Source organism: Sphingobium wenxiniae (assembly GCF_007830065.1).
GTDB lineage: Bacteria > Pseudomonadota > Alphaproteobacteria > Sphingomonadales > Sphingomonadaceae > Sphingobium > Sphingobium wenxiniae.
Window position 1 is genome coordinate 1 of record NZ_VLKK01000018.1, and the last position, 24,549, is coordinate 24,549.

Annotated in this window: 24 protein-coding genes and 3 pseudogenes; 18 read left to right on the top strand and 9 right to left on the bottom strand. The window is 58.9% G+C overall.

The genetic code is table 11. The features are described from left to right. Positions 1-222 (bottom strand): transposase (locus tag IQ35_RS16735; RefSeq protein WP_199739980.1); only part of this gene is annotated, 222 nt, incomplete at its 3' end. A gap of 130 nt (positions 223-352) precedes the next feature. On the opposite strand from IQ35_RS16735, the gene IQ35_RS16740 reads away from it, so the two are divergent. The 6 genes and pseudogenes from IQ35_RS16740 to IQ35_RS16770 all read left to right on the top strand — a co-directional run bounded on the left by IQ35_RS16740 (position 353) and on the right by IQ35_RS16770 (position 8,041). Next, a complete protein-coding gene (locus IQ35_RS16740; protein ID WP_007182969.1) occupies positions 353-847 on the top strand; it encodes an RNA polymerase sigma factor in 495 nt (164 codons plus the stop codon). A 114-nt stretch (positions 848-961) separates the two neighbouring features. Next, positions 962-1,963, top strand: coding sequence for a FecR family protein (locus tag IQ35_RS16745; protein ID WP_007182968.1), 1,002 nt, complete (start codon positions 962-964; stop codon positions 1,961-1,963). Between the two features lie 114 nt (positions 1,964-2,077). Beyond that, positions 2,078-4,579, top strand: coding sequence for a TonB-dependent siderophore receptor (locus IQ35_RS16750; RefSeq protein WP_130752816.1), 2,502 nt, complete (start codon positions 2,078-2,080; stop codon positions 4,577-4,579). Between the two features lie 39 nt (positions 4,580-4,618). Next, positions 4,619-5,969 (top strand): annotated as a pseudogene (locus tag IQ35_RS16760) (IS3 family transposase). Positions 5,970-6,101: 132 nt separating this feature from the next. Beyond that, positions 6,102-7,277: a PepSY-associated TM helix domain-containing protein gene (locus IQ35_RS16765; protein WP_242003389.1), complete on the top strand. Its 1,176-nt coding sequence runs from the start codon at positions 6,102-6,104 to the stop codon at positions 7,275-7,277. 140 nt (positions 7,278-7,417) lie between these two features. After that, entirely contained in the window at positions 7,418-8,041 is a 624-nt protein-coding gene (locus IQ35_RS16770) for an energy transducer TonB family protein (protein WP_242003385.1), read from the top strand. A 139-nt stretch (positions 8,042-8,180) separates the two neighbouring features. Here IQ35_RS16770 and IQ35_RS16775 read toward each other — a convergent pair whose 3' ends face one another. Together IQ35_RS16775 and IQ35_RS16780 are read right to left on the bottom strand one after the other, a co-directional pair. Further along, positions 8,181-8,675 (bottom strand): AAA family ATPase, encoded by a 495-nt coding sequence (locus IQ35_RS16775; protein WP_242003386.1) that lies wholly within the window; start codon positions 8,673-8,675, stop codon positions 8,181-8,183. Positions 8,676-8,748: 73 nt separating this feature from the next. Further along, positions 8,749-9,381: a SprT family zinc-dependent metalloprotease gene (locus IQ35_RS16780; RefSeq protein WP_145075145.1), complete on the bottom strand. Its 633-nt coding sequence runs from the start codon at positions 9,379-9,381 to the stop codon at positions 8,749-8,751. 511 nt (positions 9,382-9,892) lie between these two features. Here IQ35_RS16780 and IQ35_RS16785 point away from each other — a divergent pair. The 3 genes and pseudogenes from IQ35_RS16785 to IQ35_RS16795 form a co-directional block, all read left to right on the top strand. Next, positions 9,893-10,120: a DUF4160 domain-containing protein gene (locus IQ35_RS16785; RefSeq protein ID WP_017503387.1), complete on the top strand. Its 228-nt coding sequence runs from the start codon at positions 9,893-9,895 to the stop codon at positions 10,118-10,120. Then, positions 10,117-10,569 carry a DUF2442 domain-containing protein gene (locus tag IQ35_RS16790; protein WP_021319153.1) on the top strand — a complete coding sequence of 151 codons (453 nt, stop codon included), beginning with the start codon at positions 10,117-10,119 and terminating at the stop codon, positions 10,567-10,569. Before IQ35_RS16785 ends, IQ35_RS16790 begins: the two co-directional genes overlap by 4 nt. An 8-nt stretch (positions 10,570-10,577) precedes the next feature. After that, positions 10,578-10,801: pseudogene (locus IQ35_RS16795) on the top strand (phosphoglycerate mutase family protein); the annotation flags it as partial. A gap of 210 nt (positions 10,802-11,011) precedes the next feature. On the opposite strand, the gene IQ35_RS16800 reads toward IQ35_RS16795, so the two are convergent. The 5 genes and pseudogenes from IQ35_RS16800 to IQ35_RS16820 form a co-directional block, all read right to left on the bottom strand. Next, positions 11,012-11,485 carry a Ros/MucR family transcriptional regulator gene (locus IQ35_RS16800; protein ID WP_145075148.1) on the bottom strand — a complete coding sequence of 158 codons (474 nt, stop codon included), beginning with the start codon at positions 11,483-11,485 and terminating at the stop codon, positions 11,012-11,014. Positions 11,486-11,690: 205 nt separating this feature from the next. After that, positions 11,691-11,957, bottom strand: a pseudogene (locus IQ35_RS16805) (tyrosine-type recombinase/integrase); the annotation flags it as partial. Continuing rightward, positions 11,954-12,280, bottom strand: coding sequence for a hypothetical protein (locus IQ35_RS16810; protein ID WP_021319148.1), 327 nt, complete (start codon positions 12,278-12,280; stop codon positions 11,954-11,956). The pseudogene IQ35_RS16805 and the gene IQ35_RS16810, both read right to left, overlap by 4 nt. A 42-nt stretch (positions 12,281-12,322) precedes the next feature. After that, the gene (locus IQ35_RS16815) at positions 12,323-12,673 is read right to left on the bottom strand and encodes a hypothetical protein (protein WP_021319147.1); all 351 of its coding nucleotides are present in this window, start codon (positions 12,671-12,673) and stop codon (positions 12,323-12,325) included. A 215-nt stretch (positions 12,674-12,888) separates the two neighbouring features. Further along, positions 12,889-13,944 carry a M48 family metallopeptidase gene (locus tag IQ35_RS16820; protein WP_145075151.1) on the bottom strand — a complete coding sequence of 352 codons (1,056 nt, stop codon included), beginning with the start codon at positions 13,942-13,944 and terminating at the stop codon, positions 12,889-12,891. Positions 13,945-13,982: 38 nt separating this feature from the next. On the opposite strand from IQ35_RS16820, the gene IQ35_RS16825 reads away from it, so the two are divergent. After that, positions 13,983-14,819 (top strand): metallophosphoesterase family protein, encoded by an 837-nt coding sequence (locus tag IQ35_RS16825; RefSeq protein ID WP_145075224.1) that lies wholly within the window; start codon positions 13,983-13,985, stop codon positions 14,817-14,819. Positions 14,820-14,878: 59 nt separating this feature from the next. Continuing rightward, entirely contained in the window at positions 14,879-15,115 is a 237-nt protein-coding gene (locus IQ35_RS16830; protein ID WP_145075153.1) for a hypothetical protein, read from the top strand. A 229-nt stretch (positions 15,116-15,344) separates the two neighbouring features. Here the strand turns inward: IQ35_RS16830 and IQ35_RS21105 are convergent, their stop codons facing one another. Continuing rightward, positions 15,345-15,521, bottom strand: coding sequence for a hypothetical protein (locus IQ35_RS21105; protein WP_158636693.1), 177 nt, complete (start codon positions 15,519-15,521; stop codon positions 15,345-15,347). A 162-nt stretch (positions 15,522-15,683) separates the two neighbouring features. Here IQ35_RS21105 and IQ35_RS16835 point away from each other — a divergent pair, with 162 nt between their 5' ends. From IQ35_RS16835 to IQ35_RS16865, 7 genes are all read left to right on the top strand, one after another. Continuing rightward, on the top strand, positions 15,684-16,025 hold the full coding sequence (locus IQ35_RS16835) for a hypothetical protein (RefSeq protein WP_145075156.1): 342 nt from the start codon (positions 15,684-15,686) through the stop codon (positions 16,023-16,025). A 59-nt stretch (positions 16,026-16,084) separates the two neighbouring features. Further along, positions 16,085-17,908: a glutamine--fructose-6-phosphate transaminase (isomerizing) gene (glmS, locus tag IQ35_RS16840; RefSeq protein WP_145075159.1), complete on the top strand. Its 1,824-nt coding sequence runs from the start codon at positions 16,085-16,087 to the stop codon at positions 17,906-17,908. A gap of 104 nt (positions 17,909-18,012) precedes the next feature. Continuing rightward, positions 18,013-19,935: a polysaccharide biosynthesis protein gene (locus tag IQ35_RS16845; protein WP_145075162.1), complete on the top strand. Its 1,923-nt coding sequence runs from the start codon at positions 18,013-18,015 to the stop codon at positions 19,933-19,935. A gap of 37 nt (positions 19,936-19,972) precedes the next feature. Then, a complete protein-coding gene (locus tag IQ35_RS16850) occupies positions 19,973-21,007 on the top strand; it encodes an NAD-dependent epimerase/dehydratase family protein (protein ID WP_145075164.1) in 1,035 nt (344 codons plus the stop codon). A gap of 2 nt (positions 21,008-21,009) precedes the next feature. Next, a complete protein-coding gene (tviB, locus tag IQ35_RS16855) occupies positions 21,010-22,311 on the top strand; it encodes a Vi polysaccharide biosynthesis UDP-N-acetylglucosamine C-6 dehydrogenase TviB (RefSeq protein ID WP_277872633.1) in 1,302 nt (433 codons plus the stop codon). Between the two features lie 84 nt (positions 22,312-22,395). After that, the gene (locus IQ35_RS16860) at positions 22,396-23,427 is read left to right on the top strand and encodes a polysaccharide biosynthesis protein (protein WP_145075166.1); all 1,032 of its coding nucleotides are present in this window, start codon (positions 22,396-22,398) and stop codon (positions 23,425-23,427) included. Continuing rightward, positions 23,424-24,548 (top strand): polysaccharide biosynthesis C-terminal domain-containing protein, encoded by a 1,125-nt coding sequence (locus tag IQ35_RS16865; protein WP_145075170.1) that lies wholly within the window; start codon positions 23,424-23,426, stop codon positions 24,546-24,548. Before IQ35_RS16860 ends, IQ35_RS16865 begins: the two co-directional genes overlap by 4 nt. The last annotated feature ends 1 nt before the right edge of the window (position 24,549 follow it).

Genomic DNA, 24,549 nt, shown 5'->3' on the forward strand with positions numbered 1-24,549 from the left:
CAGGCGATGGATCACCCGCGCTGGATCGCGCGGATCGGCAATACAAGCCGCCAGGCGCTGGCAAATCCCCATCGCGCGCTCGGCCTGTGCAAGCAGTAGAACACCGCCATCCGAGGTAAGCCGGCCACCGTCGAACGCAGCTGTGATTTTCTTGCGGCCGACTGCTGGGAATCCAAATGAGCTTGCGATATCATCGTTCATGGCGGGTGTGGCCCGTGGCATTTTCTGCCCTGCGGCAGGTTCGGCTTAGACACCCAGTTCCTAATTCAGATCAGAGGCTTACGCCACTCCCGCCAACCCTTCAGGACACTTTTGGTGAATAAGGCGGGTTAGAACAACGTGAGGATGAGCCTTGGCAGATAAGGCGCTCATGCGCCTTTATGCTGCCCATCGTCGTGGGATAAAGGCGTATATCAACAAGAAACTGGGCGATCCGGAGACCGCCGAAGACCTGACCCAGGAAGCGTTTTTGCGCCTGACCGAAGGCGGTGGAGGCGCGATCACTCATGGGCGAGCATGGCTCTATCGGACCGCACATAACCTCGCCGTGGATCACGGTCGGCAGGCTTCAAGGCGGCGCACTGACGCCGCGGATATGGAGGGTCTTGGCGCTATAGCTGACGACAGCCCATCACCGGAGCATATCGTGGCCGACCGGATGGAACTGGACCGGCTGACGCGGATCATCGAGGAGTTGCCGGAGCGTACTCAGAAGGTCTTCGTCGCGGTCCGAGTTGACGGTCGGACCTATACCGAGACGGCAGAACTGCTGGAAATTTCGGATTCCTCGGTGCAGAAACATCTTGCCCGTGCGGTCCATCATGTCATGCGGCGAATGAAGACATGAACAAAATCGCCCCTCATTTTACTCGATCGATGGCCTTCAGACGTTCTGGAAGCAGTAGGCACGCAGGCCCATGCATCATGGCGTCTGGCGTGAATATCGATCGGAGACGGCCGCATGTCACAGGATAGCCAGTCCATGCCCGATCCCGAGCTTGAGGCGGCGGAGTGGATCGTGCGCCTCAATGACAGCCGGCCTTCCGCGCAAACCCATGCCGCGTTTGAGCGCTGGCGTGCAGCGTCACCATCCAATGCCATGGCGTTCGGCATTGCGCAGCGTGCTTGGGGGCAGATGGGGCAGCTTGCGGAAAATCCGGGAACGCTGGCAAGGCATAGCATCCCGTCGACGACCATAGCATCACGCCCCATGGCTTCGCTCCGCCGCCTTTGGGCATTGCCGAGCGCGATCACGGCCTGCGCCGCTTTGGCCCTGATGATCGGTTTCGCATGGGTCGGCGATCCGGTTACATATCTGCGCGCGGACCATCGCACTGGCATCTCACAAAATGGCTCCTTCACCCTGGATGATGGCAGTCATGTCGATCTGGCCCCGTCCAGCGCGATCGCCGTGCATTTCGATAGCCAGGAGCGGCGCATCGAACTGCTTGCGGGCACAGCCTATGTTCGCGCCACGCCAAAGGTGCAGGCTGGCGGGCGGCCCTTCGTCGTTGAAGCCGGTCGCGGGACTTCGACGGCGCTCGGCACACGCTTTCAAGTCGAGCGTCGGGCCGGCGACACAATCGTGACTGTCATGCACCATCAGGTTGCCGTGTCAGGGGACACAGGGTCCGGCATGGGCAAGAGCCTCATCCTCTCGCCCGGGCAGAAACTGCGCTATGACGCGAACGGCCATATCGGTCGTGTTGAAACCGCTAGTCCAGACCTCGCTCTGGCCTGGCAGAACGGCCAACTCGTCTTCGACCGCGCACCGTTGAGCGAAGTCATGGCGACCCTTAATCGTTACCGCGCCGGCCGCATCGTCCTTCTCGGCGGCAGGCTCCGTTCGCATCGGGTCAGCGGTGTATTCGACAGCAACGATATCGACGGTGCCATCACCGCATTGGCGGGTGAAGTCGGCGCCAGCCGGTTAGACGCCCCGCTGCTGACCGCGCTTTATTGATCTCTTTTTTCGCAGGCCGGCAAAAAACTTTACCGACTCTTACAACACCGGACGTCTTGGCATTCAGCTAATGCGAACTGTTATCGCATCGGTTCATTTGCGAAAGGGAGTTTGATGGGGGTTGTTACCAGTTTGCGGCGCGCTTTGCGCGGCAACACTTTGTTGGCGCTGTCTGCCGGCACTGCGACGCTGACAGTGGGGGGCATCGCCATTCCGACTGTAACGTATGCTCAGACCGCCATGCGTCAGCTCGACCTCGATATTCCAGCGCAGGATCTCAATGCAGCCCTGCTGGTTCTTACCCAGCGCGCTGGCCTGCAGATCGTCTATGATGCAGACAAGGTAGTCGGCCGCCGCAGTTCTGCGGTCAAGGGCAGGATGGCTCCCATCGAGGCGCTTTCCCGCCTGTTGACCGGAACGGGCCTGTCCTTCCGTATTTCCGGGACCAATCGCATCACGATCGAGCAGGCCCCGGAAACTGCCGAGAGTGCCATCCAGCTCGGGCCGGTTCGCGTCGAGGGGCAAGGTGAGCGAGCACGAGGCATATATGGTCGCATAGTGCCGCAGCAGGAGACAGCGTCCTCCTATGTGCCAAGCTATGCTGCGCGGATAAGTGCGACCGCCACCAAGATCGACACGCCGATCCTGGAAACGCCGCAGTCCATTTCCATCGTGACCCGCGAAGCGCTCGATACACAGGGCGCCACGAACCTCACCGATGCCTTGCGCTATTCGGCCGGCATTTCGACCGCAGCCTATCTCAACGGCAATGGCGACAACTACGACATCTTCACCATTCGCGGCTTTTCGAACAGCAACAGTGGCTTGCTGCGCGACGGCATGCGGCTCAATTACAATTCGTTCGACGCGCCTTCGGAAACATATGGGCTGGAACGGATTGAAGTGCTGAAAGGTCCGGCAGGCGTGCTCTATGGGCAATCCGGCCCATCCGGCGCGGTCAACATGGTATCGAAGCGCCCCACCACCGATCCCCTGCATGAGTTCGAACTGCAGGGCGGCACTTTCAGCCGCTATCAGGTAGCCACCGACCATAGCGGCGCGATCGACACCGATGGGCAATTTTCCTATCGCCTGACGGCTCTGGCCCGGCAAAGCGGCGGGTGGACCGATTACGGGCGCAACGATCGCCTCTACATCGCACCGGCTATTAGCTGGCGGCCCGATGATCGCACCAACCTGACGCTGCTTGGCTATTATCAGGAGAGCAAGTCGAGCTACTATCCCGGCGTCCCTTATGAAGGCAGCATCCTGCCGAACGCCAACGGCAAAATCGCGCGTGATCGCTATCTGGGCGATCCCGACATCAATTACTGGGATACCAAGGCTTTCTACGCGAGCTACCTGTTCGAGCGTAAGCTGAGCGATGCCATCACGTTCAAGAGCGGCCTGCGCTACAGCGAGTCCAAGCTGGACTATGGCTATCTCTATCTCGACGTCCTGCAGGACGATGACCGCACCCTGACCCGCGGCGCGATCCGCCGCCATGACGATTCCGACACGCTAACGGCCGACAATAACCTGCAGGCGAAATGGTCGGGTCTGGGCGGCGAGCATACGACGCTGATCGGCGTTGATTTCGGCCGCAGCCATTATCAACGCACCCGGCGCTTTGCGGATGCGCCCTCCATCGACATATACGTGCCCACTTACGGCAATCTTGACACGTTGACTTTCGCCACCCCGCGCGTGGACAATCCGATCCGCTATCAGCAGACGGGCATTTACCTGCAGCAGCAGAGCAAGTTCGCCGACCGCTTAGTAGTGACGCTGAACGGGCGCAAGGATTGGGCGCAGACGCGGGAGACGGCGATTTCAACTGGTGCCCGCACCGTGACCAAGGACGATGCCTTCACGTTCCGGGGCGGTCTGACTTACGTGCATCCCAGCGGCATCGCGCCATACGTCAGCTATACCGAATCCTTCGAACCATCGAGCGGCAGCACTTGGGAAGGCGCGGCCTTCAAGCCGACAACCGGCCGCCAGTATGAAGCAGGCATCAAGTTCCAGCCCGCAGGCAGCGACACGCTCGTGACGATCGCTGCCTATCATCTGGCACAGCAGAATGTTGCGACGCCCGATCCCGATCAGGTGAACCACCCCGGCGCGCAAGTCCAAACCGGCGAGATCCGCTCAAAGGGCATCGAGGTAGAGGCACAGTCCGATATCACACAGAACCTGCGCCTGCGCGGCGCCCTGACCCTGATCGATGCTGAGGTGACCAAGTCCAATACGCCGTCCGAAGTCGGCCTCGTGCCGGTCGATACACCATCGACGATGGCTTCGCTCTGGGCCGACTACCGTTTCCGGACAGGCACTCTCAGCGGTCTGAGCTTCGGCCTCGGCGGGCGATACACGAGCGGCAGCTACGATATCAGCAACAGCGTCAAGACCGAAGGGCGTACGCTGTTCGACGCGCTGATCGCTTATCAGGCCGATCAATGGAGGCTGGCGGTCAACGCGACCAACCTGTTGAACAAGAGCTACGTTAACTCCTGCTACTCGGGCCTGTGTTGGTACGGCAGGCCACGCACGGTCGATGTAAGCTTGCGTGTCCGCCGTCAGCACCAATGGCACAGATTTGAGGTTGTGATTTAAGGAGGATCTGGGCTTCGTCGTAGTGACGAAGGAACGAAGATGAAGCCCAGATCCTCCAATGTAAAATCGCCCGCCAAGGCCCCAGCAGAGCGGGTAGTGAAGGACATCCGCCGACAGACCCGGCGCCACTTTTCGGCCGAGGACAAGATCCGCATCGTGCTGGATGGCCTGCGCGGGGAAGACAGCATCGCCGAGCTATGCCGCAAGGAAGGCATTGCCCAGAGCCTGTATTACACCTGGTCGAAGGAGTTCATGGAAGCTGGCAAGCGCCGCCTGGCCGGCGACACCGCCCGTGCCGCGACCACCGGAGAGGTCCAGGACCTGCGCCGCGAAGCCCGGGCCCTGAAGGAATGCGTGGCCGATCTGACACTGGAAAACCGTCTGCTCAAAAAAAGCATGGTCGCGGATGGGGACAACGACGAATGAGGTATCCCGCGAGATCATCAGAACCGTCGAGCAGTCGCACCTGTCGGCCAAGCGCACGCTGGACCAACTCGGCATCCCTCGTCGGACATTCTACCGCTGGTATGATCGCTACCTCGAAGGCCGGCCGGAGGCGTTGGAAGATCGGCCATCGGCGCCGAGCCGGGTGTGGAACCGCATCCCGGCGGGCATCCAAGACCAGATCATCGAGCTGGCGCTGGAACAGTCTGAGCTGAGCCCCCGGGAACTGGCCGTGCGCTTCACCGATGGGCAGCGCTAATTCGTGTCGGAATCCACGGTTTACCGCCTGTTGAAGGCCCACGACCTGATCACCAGCCCGGCCTATGTCGTGATCAAGGCTGCCGATCAGTTCCACACGAAAACCACGCGGCCGAACGAGATGTGGCAGACCGACTTCACCTACTTCAAGATCATCGGGTGGGGCTGGATGTATCTGTCGACCGTGCTCGACGACTTCTCGCGCTACATCATCGCCTGGAAGCTGTGCACCAACATGCGAGCCGAGGACGTCACCGACACGCTGGACCTCGCCCTGGCGGCTTCTGGTTGCGACAGCGCCACGGTGCTGCACAAACCCCGGCTACTCAGCGATAATGGCCCCAGCTACATCGCGGGTGAGCTGGCGGAATACATCGAGGCCCGGAAGATGAGCCATGTCCGCAGCGCCCCGTGTCATCCCCAAACCCAGGGTAAGATCGAGCGCTGGCACCAGACCCTGAAAAACCGCATCTTGCTGGAAAACTACTTCCTGCCCGGCGACCTCGAAGCCCACATCGAGACCTTCGTCGAGCACTACAATCACCAGCGATACCACGAGAGCCTGGCCAACGTGACGCCTGCCGACGCCTACTTCGGCAGGGCTCCGGCAATCATCAAACTGCGCGAAAGGATCAAGCGACAGACCATCGAACATCGGCGCTTGCAGCACCGCAAGTTCGCCGCCTAATATCAACCCCCTGACGAGGTCCGCACTCCGCTAATCTACGCCGCGAGTTGTGCCGAATGTTCTGACGACGGACAAGCTTGCGTTTCAACTTCTAGGGGCGCGGTTTTGCCAAGAGGTTTGCGTGCGTTGCTGGTGCGTCTGCACCGTTGGATAGGCCTTGTGATTGCCGGTTTTCTGGTAATCACAGGCCTGACAGGAAGTATGCTTGCCTTTCACGAACCACTGGACCGCTGGCTTAATCCAGATCTGATGCTCGTACAGCCACCGCCGCGCGGCAAGGCCCTGCCAATCGAAGCCCTCATCGCGCATATCGAGGCCGCCTTGCCGGAAGCCGAGCCGCGCTACCTGCCACTCCAGGAAGCCGCGACTTCCAGTGTCAGGCTGCGGGTGGTTCCCCGGTCGGGCACCGATCATGCGTTCCCCTATGACGAAGCCTTTTTCGATCAGTACAGCGGCGCACTTCTGGGCACACGGGCGGCCGATGCTACACCGTTCGACCGCCGTTCCGTGATGGGCTTTATGTTCCGGCTGCATCAAAGCCTCGCTCTGCCCTCAGGCTGGGGCACCGCCATACTGGGGGGCGTCTCTCTTCTCTGGCTGTTCGACAGCCTCTTTGGCTTTACCCTGACGCTGCCCCTGCGTGCCGGGGCGGCACGGCGCAAGTCATGGGTCAGCCGTTGGGCCGTCGCGTGGCGAATCAAGCGTGCCGCAGGACCAACGCGGCGCGTGCTGGATCTTCACCGTGCCGGGGGGCTATGGTTATGGGGCATGCTGGTGATCTTCGCCTGGTCCAGCGTGCTGCTCAGCCTGTCGCCGGTCTACTACGCTGCCATGCGCGGAGTCGTGCGCTTCGATGATCCCAGAGCTGCACTATTGTCAAAGCCGCATTCGGCCGTGTCCATGATGGTGGACTGGCAGCAGGCGATCGCCATCGGCAGAAGGGCAATGCCCGGAATTGCGCGAGCACACGGATTCAAGATCGAAAGGGAAGGCGAAATCCTGCGCAATCGCCGCACAAACAGCTACGCCTATTACGTCCGCAGTACCCTCGACATTCGCGATGATGGTGCCGCAACCGGCGTCCTGATCGACGCCGCGACAGGAGCCGTCATCGCCCCCTTGCTGCCGCGCCACCCCGAAGCCGCCGGCAACGCAATCAACCGGTGGCTTTACGGCCTGCACATGGCGCAGGTTTTTGGGTTCCCCTATCGCATCTTCGTTGCCACCTTTGGCCTGACAGTCGCCATGTTGTCGATTACGGGAATACTTGTCTGGCGGCGCAAGCGCAGCGCAAGGTTCAGGAAATGATGGGACTCTCGAACAGCGCCCCGCACACTGAGGACGACCCTCGCTCGAGGCGCCCATCAGATTCCGCCCCCCCTGGAATCCGCTATTCCGATCAACCGGTGACGCTTGGCACTAGACTGTGCGGCATGGGCGGGGTGACATTGCTCGCCCTGTTCATCACAGGTTGCGCCTTGTTCACATGGACTGCATTTCATGTGCCAAAAGAGACAGCCCATCTCACCGTGTTCAATGTGGCGCCGCCCGCTGCCCCGCCCGAACCCTCGAAAGAAAAGCCTCCCGGTCCGCAGCAGGTAAAGAAGGATCGCGCCGAGCCGACCACCGAAAGCCCCGTCATCCCGCATCCGCAGATCCAGCTTGCTGGCAACAGCCCACCGCCGGTTCCAGCGGCAAAGCCGCTTGTCGATCCCGGCCCGCCGGTGAAAGATACAACCGCGCCGGAATCCAAGCCCGAACCGCCCGCCCCGCAGCCCAGCAATGCCAGGCCGACATGGGAAGGCCTTGTCCTGGGAGCGCTCAACAAAGTGAAGCGCTATCCGCGAGACGCCGCTCTGCGCCGCCAGCAGGGCGTGCCTTATATTCGGTTTGTCATGAACCGCGAAGGCAATGTTCTGTCCTCCCGTATTGAGCGCTCGTCCGGTTTCCGGCCACTTGACGACGAGGCGATCTCGCTTCCCAAACGTGCACAGCCGTTGCCCAAGCCCCCGGTCGAAGTGAAGGGTGAGGCCATCGAACTTGTGGTGCCGGTCGAGTTTTTCATCAGCTGACGCAAACCGTGCTTTTCTCGTCTGCCGCAGGTTTCGAGAAATGGGCTAGGCACGACCTATGACCGATTTGGGGCGCAAGGCGGTTATACCGTGGCCCCCAGTATGAATGGCCGCTTCCCACCACTTCTTGCCGTTTCGCTTAGGGTGTCATTTCGCCCTCAGCCGGAACCGACCCCTCATTGTCGGCCCCCTGCGCGTCCGCGCCGTTCAGCACGGCGACTGCGCGCAAGCCTTCGTTGATCTCGCGGGCCTCAGCGACCAGCGCCGACACCTGATCGAGCGCCCACACGTCGAAGCTGCGCGGCTGCACCGGCACCAGCAGGGTGTCGGCGACGGTGAGCGCGGCGCGCAGCGATCCGGTGTCGCGCCCGCCCACATCGATGATGATATCGTCATATTTGCCGGCGAGCTGGCGGACCTGGCTGCGCAGCGCCGCGCCGGTCAGCGCGACGGCGGTATAACCGGCCTCCCCAAGCCGCTCGGCTCGAAGCTGGGTGAAGGTGAGGGCGGTGCCCTGCTCGTCCCCATCCACCAGCAAGAGGTCGCGGCCGGCGAGCGCCAGCGCGACCGCGAGATTGACGGCGAGGGTGGTCTTGCCAACGCCGCCTTTCGTGTTTCCGACTGCTAATATCATAATGCCCTCGTTCCGCGCGCCATCGTTAATCGTTTCGGCATGATCTGTCTATCGTTGTGATATACAGTCGCACTCAATCCTCCGGCTCGGGATCGTCGTCGCCCAGCGGCTCATGCTCCATGACCCCATGCCCCTCGATCGGGCAGAGCGGCGCGCCGGCCTGTTCTAGCCATTTGCGCGCGGTCCTCACGGTATAACCGCACTCCGCACACTCGCATTTGAGCATCCGGTTTTTTTGCTTCTTGGGCCCGGTCGACTCCCCATCCGTGTCGAGGCGGGCATGGGGGAGGAGTCCGGCTGCATCCAAGATAGGCGCGATGGTCGTAAGGAACGCCTCGCCGGGGGTGGTGGTGCGCGTCGGCCCGACCAGGCCAAGACCAAGGGCGACCCTTTTAAACGCCTTCCCATGCCCTGCCGGGATGCCGACGGCGGCATGGACCAGCTCATGCGCGAGGATGGCCGCGATCTGCGACGGCATCGCGTCGGGCGCGTGCGCCAGGTCCGGGCGGATGAAGATTTCACAATGCCCGTCCGCGTTCAAGCGGTTATCCCAGCACTCGCCGATCGCCTTGGCCTTGCGGCCCGCGCTGGTGAAGCCGATCGCGACCCGCACGCGCGAGGGCAGGGGGCTTTCCAGCGCCTCGAACAGCGGAGCCATGCCCGCCGCCACCCGGTTGAGCCAGCTTTCGCGGTTGTCCTGCGTCATGCCTTCTACTCCCTTCGATCGCCTGTCCGGCGATGGCCATGCCATCGGCCGGAACACGGACGCCCAAGAACGCCGGCGAAAGAGGGGGGCAGCGGGATTCGACGGGGGTGGAGCGGCCGCAGCGCAGCGAGGCACGGCCCCGTCTAATCCCGTTGCGGGGGAAAGGCGGCCGGGACCGCCTTTCCCCCTTCAAACGAAGATCCACGCCAGAGCACGCCGGCACAGCAGGGCAGGGGCCTTGCCCCGGCCCTCACGCGAGGATCGTCACGCCTATGCGCCAAGACCGCTTGCGGGCTCGGTCGTAGCCTTCAGGCGGAGATAGAGCCGTGCCCGAAGGGACGCGCCAATATGTCTTTCTAATGGCTAACTGGTATCATAACGCCATCGTTTAGATATACATATAATAGCGGATTGCGCTGGATCGCCTCCGTCATGCAGTCCGGCTGAAAGCCCCTTCAGGTGAGAACGACCCTACGCTTGCGCTAGTGCAACAGTTGCACTATATTGAGACATGGTCACGATGTTTCGCGGTCCCCGCTGGAAGATTGCCGTCTATGGTCGCGATCATGGCGTGCCGCATTTTCACATCGAAGGCCCGGATTTCCGCTGCTCGGTGGCAATCGCGACGTTCGAGCTGATCGTCGGCACCGTGCCAACGGCGGTCCTGAAAGACGCTTTGGAATGGGCGGGGCCGAACCAGGCGCTGCTCATGCAGACATGGCAGGAGTTGAACGGATGAACGTCACCGACAAGACCCGCACCATTGCCGCCGTGCGCGCGATTGGTCCTTCGGTGCTGCATGTGTCGTGGTCGGATGGCACGGCCGCCGATATCGAGCTGGGCGCGATCCTCGATGATCGCGCCTTCGCCGCGCTGCGCGATCCCGGCGAGTTCGCCAAGGTCGAGCTAGGCGATTGGGGGCATAGCCTGACCTGGCCATCGGGGGTCGAGCTGGGCGCGGACATGCTGTGGCTCGAAACGCTCTCGGCAACCGGACATGGCGACGTGCGCGCCTTTCTCGAATGGCGGCTGCGCCATGCCCTGTCGCTGTCGAAGGCGGCCGACGCGTTGGGCGTCTCGCGCCGGATGGTCGCCTATTATTCCAATGGCGAAAAGAGAGTGCCCAAGCCGATCCTGCTGGCCTGTCGGGGCTGGGAGGTCAGCGACGGGCTGCATCAGGCGGCATAGGCGGAGCCCTGCGAGCGATCTTCATCCGCCACGGCGAATCCACCGGCAACGCCGGCGTGCCCTGCCATGATCTCGCGACGATCGAGCTGACGGAGCGCGGCTACGAACAGGCGAGGGCGGTCGCGGCGAGCTGGACACAAGCGCCGCGCTCATCGTCACGTCGCCCTATACGCGCACCCGACAGACGGCCGCGCCGACGATCGCGCGCTTTCCCGGCGTGCCGGTCGAAATCTTACAGAAAATGTCATCGTTATGGTGCGAAATTCATTTCGCCGTTGCAATTTATCTGCCTATGGAAAGCCCGCGACCCAGAATGGCTCATCTTACCAGAGGCACTCTTTTTCCTGACCCCTGCCCCGAAACGGGCAGGGGGCGTTTTATATTGGATTCTCGTTTTAACAGCCCTCGCCAGCGCTCCTATGCTAGCAAGATGTTGCCATAATCACTCTGTCACAGGCTTCTCAGCGCTCTTCTTTGTCGACGGCCTGCCTCCAGCAGTCTTTTTGCCCTGTCTTGGCTTACGTCCAAGGCCGATCTTGACCGCCAGGTCCTTGCGCTGCTGAGCATAATTGGGGGCGGTCATGGGATAGTCAGCCGGCAGTCCCCATTTGGCGCGATATTCATCCGGGGTCATCTGATAGCGCGTCATCAAATGGCGCTTAAGCATCTTGAGTTTTTTGCCATCTTCAAGACAGACGATGTAGTCAGGCTTTACCGATGACCGCACGGACACTGCGGGTTCCTGCTTCTCGGCAGGAGCCTCTACGGGCTGATTTAGGGCTGAAAGAGCGCTATGCACGTTGGCAATGAGCGTAGCGACATCACCGACAGCCACGCTGTTGTTCGATACATGTGCGGCAACAATGTCGCTGGTCAAGGTGACAAGAAGTTCAGTCTGGTTAGCATTTTCGCTCATTAAAGTGCGTCCCGTTATGTTGATGCCCGAAATGTGATAAATTCACCTGATGCGATTGTCGATGCGCCTTATGATACTCACTCGTCAATATCCGTCTAAAATGTGTACATCTCCGCACTATTTTGAATTTAAACCAAACAGAAATGCATAGCTGCTACTGACCGGTCACCAGCCATTCGAACAGGTGACGCATGGCGGCCAGCTATTGTTTGACGCTGGGCGCGCTCATTTCGTGCGCCAACGCTGCGACCCATCCCGCTACGTGCAGCGGCTGTACCGCTGCGAGCGACGACACACCGCGCGCGGCGACCCAGGCGAGGAAATTGCCCGCCGCCCGCATATAGGCGCGGCGCGTATGCGGATTGCGAATGGTGACCGCGAAAAATTCCAGGAAGCGGGTCCGCGTCTGGTCGTCGGCCGATGCCACGATCGCAGGTAGCGCCAGCGCGGGCGGCGGGGCCAGTAGGATCATAGACCGCATCTCCGGTTCACACGCCCGCGCCGCACATGCGCGGTGGGCGAGATGATCGACACCGCATCGGGCGCCAGATTTTCCACGGCCTCGCAAATCCCAAAAACCTCGACCCGTCCACCGTCATTATAGATGCGGCCCGAGACTGTGCCATGAATAAGGGCACGGCTGCCCGCTTTGACGGTGAGGTTGCCCGCAATCGTGCCGTGCAGGATGAACCGCACGCCTTCCTGCAGCGCCGCGTCACCGACGATTGTCCCATGGAGGGTGAGGTCTTCCGCAATGGCGAAGGGCCCCTCGATGAAATCATGTTCTGCACGCATTATGGCGCATCTCAGTCGAAAGGGGATCAAGGATTGTCGGTGTCATTGCAAGCCTCCTGCTCTTTCATAGAGCGCGACTTTGCCGGAAGCGGCCAGTTGCGCGCCCCATATTTTGACAGAGGGTATGCCTGGGAGGATTTGAGACAGGATCGATACCAGCGGCGCCCAGAGCAGTTCGCTTTCCGCGACAATGAAGATTCGCTCGTCGGCGTCCAGCATGATCGCAATGACCAGTACAGCCATGCGCTGGTCGCCCGCCCAATCGACCAGTGCCAGAACAGCCTCAACCATCGTGATCGCAGACCAAGGGGCAATCTGCTCCTGTCCCTCGACGCTCAGCATCAGGCCGGCTTCGGCGATGCCAATGATCTCGCTTTCCGGGGCCTTGTCCATAGAAGCTCTGTATCCGATTTATATCTACGATAAGGACACTATCACATGTAGGCGGAGTGGAATCCCATGGCAGCAATCGCCTTGTGCCTGTAGGACACCGTTTAAGACGTTTCTGGCGGCAGGGCGCTAGCGTTGCCAGGAGAATATCGAAACCCTATCCTCGCCAACTTGCCGCCGCACGCCATTTCCACGCCTATCGCGTCACCTGACATTCGTCAGTGCTCTCTTTTCAACAAATCCTGCCATTTTCCATCGATTGGCCGATCCCGTGCCGCGATGATGTCAGGATGGAGGGAGCGTTCTGGCCCCATTTCAGCGATTGTGCGTGCCATAATGCCAGTACGCGTCTTCCAACTCGGATGCGTACGGCTACGAAACAGGCTACCAGCATGCGCAGGACCGAAGGCCTGCCAGAAAAGCAGGGCGATTTTGGGGTCGTATCCAGCATTGGTAAGTAGCGATATAGACAGAATATCTGCTTCCAATTCGGTTTGCCGGAAAAACCGGACATTGCGGCCGATACCCGACAACAGGCCATAGCTCACGCCCTTTGCTTCTAACCGCTCGCGGTGACGCAGAATATTATGGGCCAACTCATGCGCTATCGGCACGGGCGCCCACTGTGGATAGTCGGTCAGGAAACGACTGCTGATCTGAACCAATTCACCATCCGCCTGAGCAAGAAAACTATTGCCAAAGGCCACTTCGAACCGCGAGCGACAGGCAGGAACCGGGATGACTCTGCGGATCTGATCGACGCCGCTCCGACGTATATGCAGCGTGATCGGACCATTAGGTGGAAGCGCCATGATCTGGTGGGTCGCCACTATGAGAGAAGCGGTGTTCGAGTTGGCCTGGGGATCCGTAGGGCGAAAGCGCGTTTGTCCCACGCCAATCAATGTATCATCCTCCCTGATATCCGCTGCGGCAGCAGGAGATTTGGAGATCACCGCTTCTACCCCTACCGGTCCATCGAAATGAAAATGACGGATCGCTGTCTCGCGGATGTCACGCGCATATTGATCGGGCGTATGAAGCAGCAAACCCAAGCCCGGTTCTTGCCGGTCGCACAAGGAGGCATTGGCGGTGGCGAGGCGATAGCCAATGCTGGCCATCTCTGCATCAAGTGCGCGAATGACCTCAAAGGGTGGCGCCTCTTGTGCTGGCGCTGGCGCTGCGGGAAGAAGTGACGCCGATATAATGGCAACGCGGAACATCACATATTTCCAAAGCCTTGCGTGGCAAATTCTGCTAGGGTCGATCAGTGTCATTTCCACTGCTTAAGGCCGTTAAGGGTTCGCATCCAACGATGCTTGTAAAAATTCTCTCTTGCCTCAGCCGCCGCCCTCCAACTGTCGCCCATGTGCCTGATGGCCGCCGCTTTTATGCGATTGGCGACATTCACGGCCATCTCGATCTGCTTGACGGCCTGCTGACGCGGATCCGCGACGACGAGTTGGAACGCGGCCAACCAAAGGGCGAATTGATCTTTCTCGGCGACCTTATCAACCGAGGACCTCGATCGGCCCAGGTGATCGACCGCCTGATCAAGCTCAAGGCTGACCGTCCCGAAACGCGCTTTCTGCTCGGCAACCATGAAGAGCTTTTCCTGACCGCGCTTAGCGGAAATCGCGAAGCGATCCGCTTTTTTGACCGCATTGGAGGAGCAGAGACGATCCTAAGCTACGGCATAACGCGGCAAGCCTATGAAGCGGCCAATTATCTCGAACTCGCTGCGATGCTGCAATCTGCCGTACCTCTCTCACACAAGCGCTTCCTTGAAAGCTTCGAGGACATGATCGTTGAAGGCGACTATGTCTTCGTCCATGCTGGCGTCCGCCCCGGCGTGCCACTCAAAAAGCAGCGTGCGGGTGATTTACGCTGGATTCGTGAAGAATTTCTCCGCGAATCTGAGAAACATGCTTCGCCTGCAATTCAAGGAATGGTTGTCGTCCATGGCCATACGATCTTTGAAAATATAGCCGAGCATCCTGGCCGCATTGGCCTGGACACGGGTGCCTATCGTTCGGGCATTTTGAGTGCGATGGCTTTCGAAGGGGATAAACGTTGGATCATTCAGGAATTTGCGGAACAGCGCCGCAGTAAGCGGTGTTCTGGGGAGGAGGCAACGCAAGTCCGCCAATAATATGCTTGCATGGTTGCAAAGCCAATGCTAATTGAAACCAAATTTTGAGGATGCTTGATATGCGTTTGAAGCTTGTTCTTGCCGGTTTGATGGCGTCGTCGCTGATGGCCGCTCCTGTGATGGCAAACTCGGCGTCCGCCCTTTCGGTTGCCAAGGCCAGCAATGTGAAGGCGGTTACCACTCCCAAGAAGGCCAGCAAGCTGTCCTCGACCGCAGTTGGTGCCGGCGTGCTACTGGCTGGTGCTCTGGTAGTTGTCGCAGTCACGTCGGATGACGATGATTCAGACAGCAACTGAGCATTTGAGAAATAATTGAAATGGCGGCCGTCGAGCCGCCATTTTTCTGTATATCCGGGGGTGGGATAGGCAGCGCTCTGGCAAGCCTTGCTTACGCTGGGGCTATTGAGTGCTCGGAGGATCGTCTGTTGCCAAAGTCATTTGGCAACAGACGGCACGAGCCGCCCTCAGAAAATTCGCTTGTTGATTTCAATCTAGGGCTGACAAGGCCCCGCTAAATTGCCGGGGTTTATTTGGAATCAGATATGGGAGACTTGTCCTGCTTCATCGGCGCCGGTGCACCTTCCTCCAGGGTCAGGACATTGACAGGGGTGGATGCTAGCTCCATCGGAACATAGGCCCATCCGTCGAACAGCATAGGCTTGCTATTATCGACCCGGCGCAATTCTCCATCCTGAAAGATCATCGCCCTCTCCGTGTTATTGTCGCTCCACGATAATATAAAGCAGCGTGACTTTAAACCTGCCATTGGCAGCTCATCCCATTTAACAGTCGTTTAAACGATATATCAAAGGGTGCAGCCGCGACGGTACATCCGATATTCGCTAATGCTCCGCTTCAGATAATCATGGCTCCGATTATTCCATACCAAATTGATATCCCGCGAGAATATCATCGCTCCATCCTGTGGATCAGTGACAAGACGGGCCTTGCTGACAATCTTCTTCATATTCATAGCGGACTGGCCATATTCGTGCTGACGCGGCTGATAACGCGCCGTCCTTATAGCAGCTTCATTCCCTTTTTGTGCGTCATCCTCGCCGAAACCTGCAATGAAATTCTCGACTATCTCGCTTATGGGTGGCGACCGACGGACACCTATTTCGATATCGCCAACACACTGTTCTGGCCGTTGATGATCAGCCTCGCTGAACGGGTGAAGCCGGCGTCAATATATGAGTCCCTTTAACTTGCCTTAACTTGCCCATTATGCCTAAGAGGCGCTCACAATTTCAGGGGCAGGATTCCATGTGCGGAATAATCGGCATTGTTGGCCATGAAGATGTCGCCGAACGGCTTCTCGATGGTCTCAAGCGCCTTGAATATCGCGGCTATGATTCCGCCGGAATTGCTACGGTCCATAACAATGCGATCGAACGACGGAGAGCCTCCGGCAAGCTCGGCAATCTTGCCAATGTGCTCGAAACTGAGCCACTTTCCGGCGCTATCGGCATCGCCCATACGCGCTGGGCCACGCATGGCGGGCCAACCATCAACAATGCTCACCCCCATGCCACCGACAAGGTTGCCGTTGTCCACAATGGCATTATCGAGAATTTCAAACCGCTACGTGAGGCGTTGATCGCACGTGGCCGCGCTTTCACAAGCGAAACCGACACCGAAGTCGTCGCTCATCTGATCAGTGAAAAGGTGGAAGCCGGTGCCGACCCAGTCGAGGCGGTGCGGGACGTGCTGCCGCAGTTGCGCGGCGCCTTCGCGCTTGCCATCCTTTTCCGTGATTGGCCCGACCTTCTCATTGGAGCGCGGCTAGGCTCACCGCTGGTCGTGGGCGTCGGGGACGGGGAAACCTATCTTGGCTCGGATGCGCTTGCCCTGGCATCGCTCACCCAGCGGATCATCTATCTGGAAGAAGGCGACTGGGTCGTCTGCAGCCGGGAAGAAGTACAGATTTTCGACCAGGCCAACCAACCGGTCGAGCGTGCGATCATCCAGTCGGGGGTTGACGGAGAGTTGATCTCCAAGGGCAATCATCGCCACTATATGATCAAGGAAATTTATGAGCAACCGATCGTGGTTGCCCAAACGCTGCGCTCTTATCTCCAGCGTATCGACGATACGCTGACACTGCCGATCCCCGATTTCGACCTGTCGGCGATCAGGCGGGTGACAATCGTCGCCTGCGGCACCAGCTTCTATGCCGGCATGATCGCGCGCTACTGGTTCGAGCAGTTCGCGCGCGTACCCGTAGATCTCGATGTGGCGTCCGAATTCCGCTATCGCGCGCCGGTGATCGAGCCGGGGGGCCTCGCGCTCTTCATCAGCCAGTCAGGCGAGACTGCCGATACGCTAGCGGCGCTGCGCCATGCGCGCAAGGAGGGGCAGAAGATCGCCGTCGTCGTCAACGTGCCGACCAGTTCCATGGCGCGTGAGGCGGACCTGTTGCTGCCGACCTATGCCGGGCCAGAAATTGGCGTCGCCTCGACCAAGGCCTTTACCTGCCAGCTCGCAGTACTCGCCGCGCTCGCCGCCAATCTGGCGCGCGCCAAAGGACGATTGACGCCCGAAGACGAACATGCGGTCGTCAAACATCTCTCCGAAGCCCCCGCTGCGCTCAACGCCGCGCTTGCCTATGAAGACACGATCAAAGGCGTCGCCGCTGACGTTGCGATGGCACGCGGCGTGCTCTATCTGGGACGCGGCACTGATTATCCGCTCGCGCTCGAAGGCGCGCTCAAGCTTAAAGAAATTAGCTATATTCATGCTGAGGGCTATGCCGCCGGCGAGATGAAGCATGGCCCCATCGCCCTTATCGACGAAAATGTCCCCGTAATTGTCATCGCGCCTTCAGGCCGCCTATTCGAAAAGACGGTCAGCAACATGCAGGAAGTGCAAGCGCGCGGCGGGAAGGTGGTACTGATCAGCGATTATGACGGCATTCAGGAGGCTGGCAGCGGTTGTCTGGCGACGATCACCATGCCAAAGGTCCATCCGCTGATCGCGCCTCTGGTCTACAGCGTACCGGTGCAATTGCTGGCCTATCATGTGGCGGTCACAAAAGGCACTGATGTAGACCAGCCGCGTAACCTCGCAAAGTCGGTTACGGTGGAGTAAGGGACGCAATCGCCATTCTTCAGGCTAAGGTTGGACGCATTAGCCTTTTCCAGAATATCTTAGGGCGCATTGGCCGCCACGATCATCAAGGACGCTCAAGGCAAATGACGAAGGAAACGCAAAGCGCCCTTCTTAACGCGCTCGAAGCATTAACCCGTCTGCCACGCTCGGCGCGTAAATGGATGGTCTTTGGCTTCGATTGTCTGCTCTGCCTGATCGCTGCCTGGGTCGCCTTTGCTCTACGGCTAGGGGAATGGCCCCATGATCTGCACGCCCTCCTGATCCTAACCGCGACGACGCTTCTATTCTGGACCGTTATCGCTTGGCCAACCGGACTTTATCGCAACCTTATACGCTTTTCGGGCGCCCGCGCATCGGGCAGGCTGTTCTACGCCTGCGCGTTACTCGGAATTCCGCTGACGATCATCTTCGGCTTCATCCAGATAGACGGCGTGCCCCGCACGATTGCAGTCCTGCATCCGATCATCTTCTTCCTGTTGATGCTTTTTCTGCGCCTCAGCCTGCGCTTCGTTGTCAGCGACTATCTGCATCTTGCGCGTGGCAGGACCGAGGAGCGACGGCGGCTGCTCATCTATGGCGCCGGGCGGGGCGGGCAGCAGCTTGCCAATTCGCTGCGGCAGGAGCCGCATCTGGTGCTGGTCGGCTATATCGACGATGATGAGCGCCTCAGCAATCAGCAGCTCGATGGTATCACCGTCTGGCATTCCTCCATCCTCGACAGCGTCCTGGAAGAGCGGCGGGTGGACGAGGTCGTCTTGGCGATCCCGAGCGCATTGCGCGTGCGCCGGCGCGAAATCGTGGAGGCGCTACAGGCTCGCAAGATCCGCGTGCGCATGCTGCCGGGCATCGGCCAGCTAATCGACGGCCATTTTGCCGTCAGCGACATTCGCGACGTCCAGGTCGAGGATTTGCTCGGCCGCGATGCAGTCGCACCTAATGAATTGCTGATGGGCCGATCTCTTTTGAGCAAAAATGTGCTGGTGACGGGCGCGGGCGGCTCGATCGGCAGCGAACTGTGCCGCCAGATCATTCACTCGCGACCGAAGCGGCTGATCCTCGTCGAGCAGTCGGAATATTTCCTCTACGCGATTGAAGGCGAGTTGCGCCGGCTAGCGCTGGCAGAAGGCTGTGAGGTCGAGCTTATTCCCGAGTTAGCCGATGTCGCCGACAGAGATTCGGTCTTCCGCATCTTCCGCCGTTGGCAACCTGAAACCGTCTATCACGCCGCCGCCTACAAGCATGTGCCTTTGGTCGAGAGCAATCCGATCGCGGGCATGCGCAACAATATCTTCAGCACCCTCTATTGCGCACTCGCCGCTGAGGCGGTGGGCGTCCGGCGCTTCATTCTGGTGAGCACAGATAAGGCGGTTCGCCCGACCAATATTATGGGGGCGTCCAAACGGGTCTGCGAACTGATCCTGCAGGCGCGCGCGCAGGAACAGAACAAGACTCTCTTCACCATGGTCCGCTTCGGCAACGTGCTGGGATCGAGCGGTTCGGTCGTGCCCCTGTTCAAACAGCAGATTGCCGCGGGTGGCCCGGTGACGATCACCCACAGGGAGGTCACCCGCTATTTCATGACGATTCCTGAGGCCTCGCAGCTCGTCATTCAGGCTGGCGGCATGGCTGAAGGTGGCGAAGTCTTCGTCCTCGACATGGGTCAGCCGGTGCTGATTCGTGATCTGGCAGAGACGATGGTAAAGCTTTCAGGCCTGTCGGTGTGCGATGCAACAACGCCGGAGGGCGACATCGAGATTGTTGAAGTGGGTCTGCGTCCTGGCGAGAAGCTGTATGAAGAGCTCCTGATCGGCCACAATCCGGCGCCGACGGTGCATTCGCGGATCATGCAGGCGCGCGAAGCGGTGCATCCTTGGAATTCATTGTCGGATATCTTGGAAGATCTGACCGATTATCTGAGACATGGTGATGCATCAGAGGCGTTGTCCATCCTCTACAAGCTGGTTCCTGAATATAACCGTCCAGCTTATGAAGCCGCTGCCCAATAATCCATCCATCTTACCATAGAGAACGGATCCATTTTCAATGCTAGAGAGCACGGCTAATCTGAAGCGTATCTTCGTCACCGGGACAGCAGGGTTCATCGGCTTCCATCTTTCCAAGCTTCTGCTTGCCGAAGGGTTCGTCGTGGCCGGATATGACGGGATGACCGACTATTATGACGTCAATCTCAAGCGCTCGCGCCATGCCCATCTCCGCGAAAACGCCAATTTCACCGCGACCGAGGGGATGCTCGAAGACCAAGCGCTGCTCGATGACACCATCGACGCCTTCAAGCCCGACGTCATCGTCCACCTCGCCGCCCAGGCGGGCGTGCGCTACAGCCTCGAAAATCCGCGCGCCTATCTCGACAGCAATGTCATCGGCACGTTCAACGTCATGGAAGCGGCGCGGCGCAACGCGGTGCAGCATCTGCTGATGGCCTCGACCTCCTCGGTCTATGGCGCGAATGAAGACATGCCCTTCATCGAGACCGAAAAGGCCGATACGCAGCTCACCATCTATGCCGCAACGAAGAAGGCCAATGAATCGATGGCGCATGCCTATGCGCATCTTTATACCCTTCCCACGACGATGTTCCGCTTCTTCACGGTCTATGGTCCGTGGGGTCGCCCCGATCTTGCGCTTTACAAGTTCGTCGATGCGATGCTCGATGGCCGTCCGATCGACATCTACAATAGTGGCGACATGTATCGCGACTTTACCTATGTCGACGATCTTGTCCGTGCGATCCGCCTGCTGATCGACGCAGCGCCCGAGCGGCCGGCATCGCGCGCCGACATCGTGGCCGGAGACTCTCTCAGCCCCGTCGCGCCGTTCCGCATCGTCAATATCGGCAACAACGACAAGGTGCGCCTGCTCGACTTCATCGATGCGATCGAGGCGAGTCTGGGAATGAAGGCGATCCGCAACTACATGCCGATGCAGACGGGCGACGTGCCCGCCACCTGGGCCGATGCCTCGCTGCTCGAGCGGTTGACCGGCTATCGTCCGGCGACTGATTTCCGGGACGGCATCGCCAGTTTCGTCGCCTGGTTTCGTGAATATTCGGGGAAATGACCATGAGCAGCATGGATATTGCGGCGGTGCCGGCGCTCGAGGATCTCAAGATCGCCGTTGTTGGTCTTGGTTATGTCGGGTTGCCGCTTGCCGTCGAATTCGGCCGTATTCGCGATGTGACGGGTTTCGACATCAACCAGCCGCGGATCGATGCGCTTCACCGGGGCGAAGACACGACGCTGGAAACGAAGGCCGAAGAGCTTGCCGCAGCGAAGTATCTGAGCTTTTCGACCGATCCTGCCGATCTGACTCAATGCAATCTCTATATCGTGACGGTGCCGACGCCGATCGACGCGCATCGGCGGCCTGACCTGACGCCGCTGATCAAAGCGTCGGAGACAGTGGGCAAGGTGCTTAAGCGCGGCGACATCGTAGTCTATGAATCGACCGTCTATCCCGGTGCGACCGAGGAAGATTGCGTTCCGGTGCTCGAACGGCTGTCGGGGCTCACCTATAATCACGACTTCTTCTGCGGCTATAGCCCCGAACGGATCAACCCAGGCGACAAGGAACATCGTCTACCGACGATCCGCAAGGTAACGTCGGGGTCGACGCCGGAAATCGCCACGCTGGTCGACAGCCTTTATGCCTCGATCATCACGGCGGGAACCTACAAGGCGGAAACGATCCGCGTCGCCGAAGCGGCCAAGGTCATCGAGAACACCCAGCGCGACCTCAACATTGCGCTCATCAATGAGCTGGCGATCATCTTCAATCGCATGGGCATCGATACCGAGGCGGTGCTGAAAGCGGCCGGCACCAAATGGAACTTCCTGCCTTTCCGCCCCGGCCTGGTCGGAGGCCACTGCATTGGCGTCGACCCCTATTATCTGACGCATAAGGCCGAAGCGATCGGCTATAACCCTGAAATAATCCTAGCTGGACGCCGCCTGAATGACAGTATGGGGCGCTATATAGCTGAACGTCTCATCAAAGAAATGTTGCGCAGTCGTATTCAGGTCAATGACTCCAAAGTTCTCATACTTGGCCTTTCCTTTAAAGAAAATTGCCCAGATTTGCGTAATACCAAAGTCATTGATCTTATCAATGAACTGAAAGATTATAACATAAAGGTCGATGTATACGACCCTTGGGTTGATCCAGAACAAGCACTTAATGAATATGGGATTGAAATGATCCAAGAAATTTCATCAGGTGAGTATGACGCAATTATTGCAGCTGTCGCTCATGACGATTTCATAGAAGGCGGCGTTGAGCGCATAAGAGATTTTGGCAGACAGGGCCATATATTGTATGATCTTAAATATATGTTTGGTCGTAACGATACAGATATAAGATTGTAGAATTGCTATGGTTATAATCAAATAATTCTTCTGTCTTTTAATAATGACAATGTCATTTTTACATTTACTCTACGCAGGAATGCCATGACAATTGATAAACTGCTCATCACTGGGGGCACTGGCTCCTTCGGAAAAACGATGCTGCGCGATATGCTATCGCGCGACGTTTCTGAAATTAGAATTCTAAGTCGCGATGAAGAAAAGCAAGATGCATTGCGTAGCGAATTGCGCGATTCAAGAGTTCGTTTCTATATTGGTGATATCAGAGATCGCGAAAGCGTTGACCGGGCTGTCGCCGGGGTGGATTGTGTTTTTCATGCCGCTGCTTTGAAACAAGTCCCGAGTTGCGAATTCTTCCCGATGGAAGCAGTGCGGACCAACATAATCGGATCCGAAAATGTAGTTCGCTCTTCTGTCGCTGCAGGTGTACGTAGCCTTGTATGTCTATCGACCGACAAAGCTGTATTTCCAGTCAACGCGATGGGCGTGTCTAAGGCAATGATGGAAAAAGTAGCGCAATCGGTTGCGCGGTCTTTGCCTACTGACGCCGCGACAACAATTTCGATGGTCCGTTATGGCAATGTGATGTGTTCGCGCGGATCGGCGATCCCGCTCTTTATGCGCCAAATTCGCAGCGGGCGGCCGATCAGCGTTACCGAACCGACAATGACCCGCTTCCTGATGCCGTTGCGCGATTCTGTTGCGCTCGTCCATCATGCATTCGAAAACGCAAGTCAGGGCGACCTCTTCATTCGCAAGGCTCCTGCCTCGACGATCGCCGACCTTGTTACTGCGCTTAAGGAACTGTTCGAGGTTCCCGATCATCCGGTGGATGTGATCGGCTGGCGCCATGCTGAAAAATTATACGAAACGCTCGCGAGCGGCCAGGAACTGGCGAGCGGCGACGATATGGGTGATTACTACCGTATCCGCATGGACACCCGCGACCTCAACTATAAAGCCTATTTTAGTGAAGGTGATCGCGAAACCAGTCATTTCGACGATTATCATTCCCACAACACCACGCAGCTGACCGTACCGCAAGTAAAAGAGCTTCTTCTGACACTTGCTGAAGTGCATGCTGACATCGAGGCTTGGAAAAGTGAGCGCAAATGAAGATCGTCGTCACAGGGGCAGGCGGGCTGCTGGGCCATCACACATCGGTGCGGCTCCACGCCGCCAACTGCGCCGCTCGCTTCAAGGGGCAAAGCGAGCCATATATACTCGTAGGCCTTGATCGCGCGGCGTTTTCCGACGACTCTCGACTAATCGACGCGGTAAATGGCGCCGATGCGGTGCTGCACTTTGCCGGGGTCAATCGCGCTAGCGATACGGACGTTGCAAGCGGTAATCCCGATATCGCGCGCCGGCTGGTCAACGCGTGCCGGACCGCTGGATCGGCACCCCATATCGTCTATGCCAATTCGACCCACGCTGCGAACGATAGCGTTTATGGCAAAAGCAAGCGGATCGCGGGCGAAATCCTTAGCGAAGGCAGCGGCGGCTATACCGATCTTATCCTGCCGCATATTTTCGGCGAAGGCGCGCGCCCCCATTACAACAATGTCACCGCAACCTTCATCGCTCAGGTGATCGCCGGTGATAGCCCTGAAGTGAACCCCGAAGGGCGTGTCGCGCTGCTGCATGCGGGCGAAGCGGCTCAGATTGCTATCAATGCCGCGGTCGAGAGAACGACCGGGGTGATCACGCCTGCGGCACTTCCGGTATCGGTCGTCGATCTGCTTACAAAGATCGAAAGGTTCCATGCCGATTACAATGCCAATCTTTTCCCCGACCTGACCGATCCCTTCGATCTGGCGTTGTTCAACAGCTATCGCGCCGCGCTCTATCCGGATCAATATCCCAAGATGCTCAGGCTCAACAGCGATGCGCGCGGCGCCCTGTTTGAAGCATCGCGCGGCGGCGGCGGCGGTCAGACCTTTCTCAGCTGGACACATCCGGGCGTTACGCGCGGCGACCATTTTCACCTCGACAAGGTCGAGCGTTTTCTGGTGGTCGAAGGCGAAGCGATCATCCGTATTCGCCCGGTTCTGGGCGATACCATATGGGAATGCCGCGTCAGCGGCGACGCGCCGGCCGCCATCGATATGCCCACGCTGCACACCCATAATATCGTTAATGTCGGTGACAAACCGCTGCTGACACTATTCTGGACGAACGCCGTGTTCGATCCAGCAGCACCCGACACCTATGCCGATCCCGTTTCCGGAGCCTGAC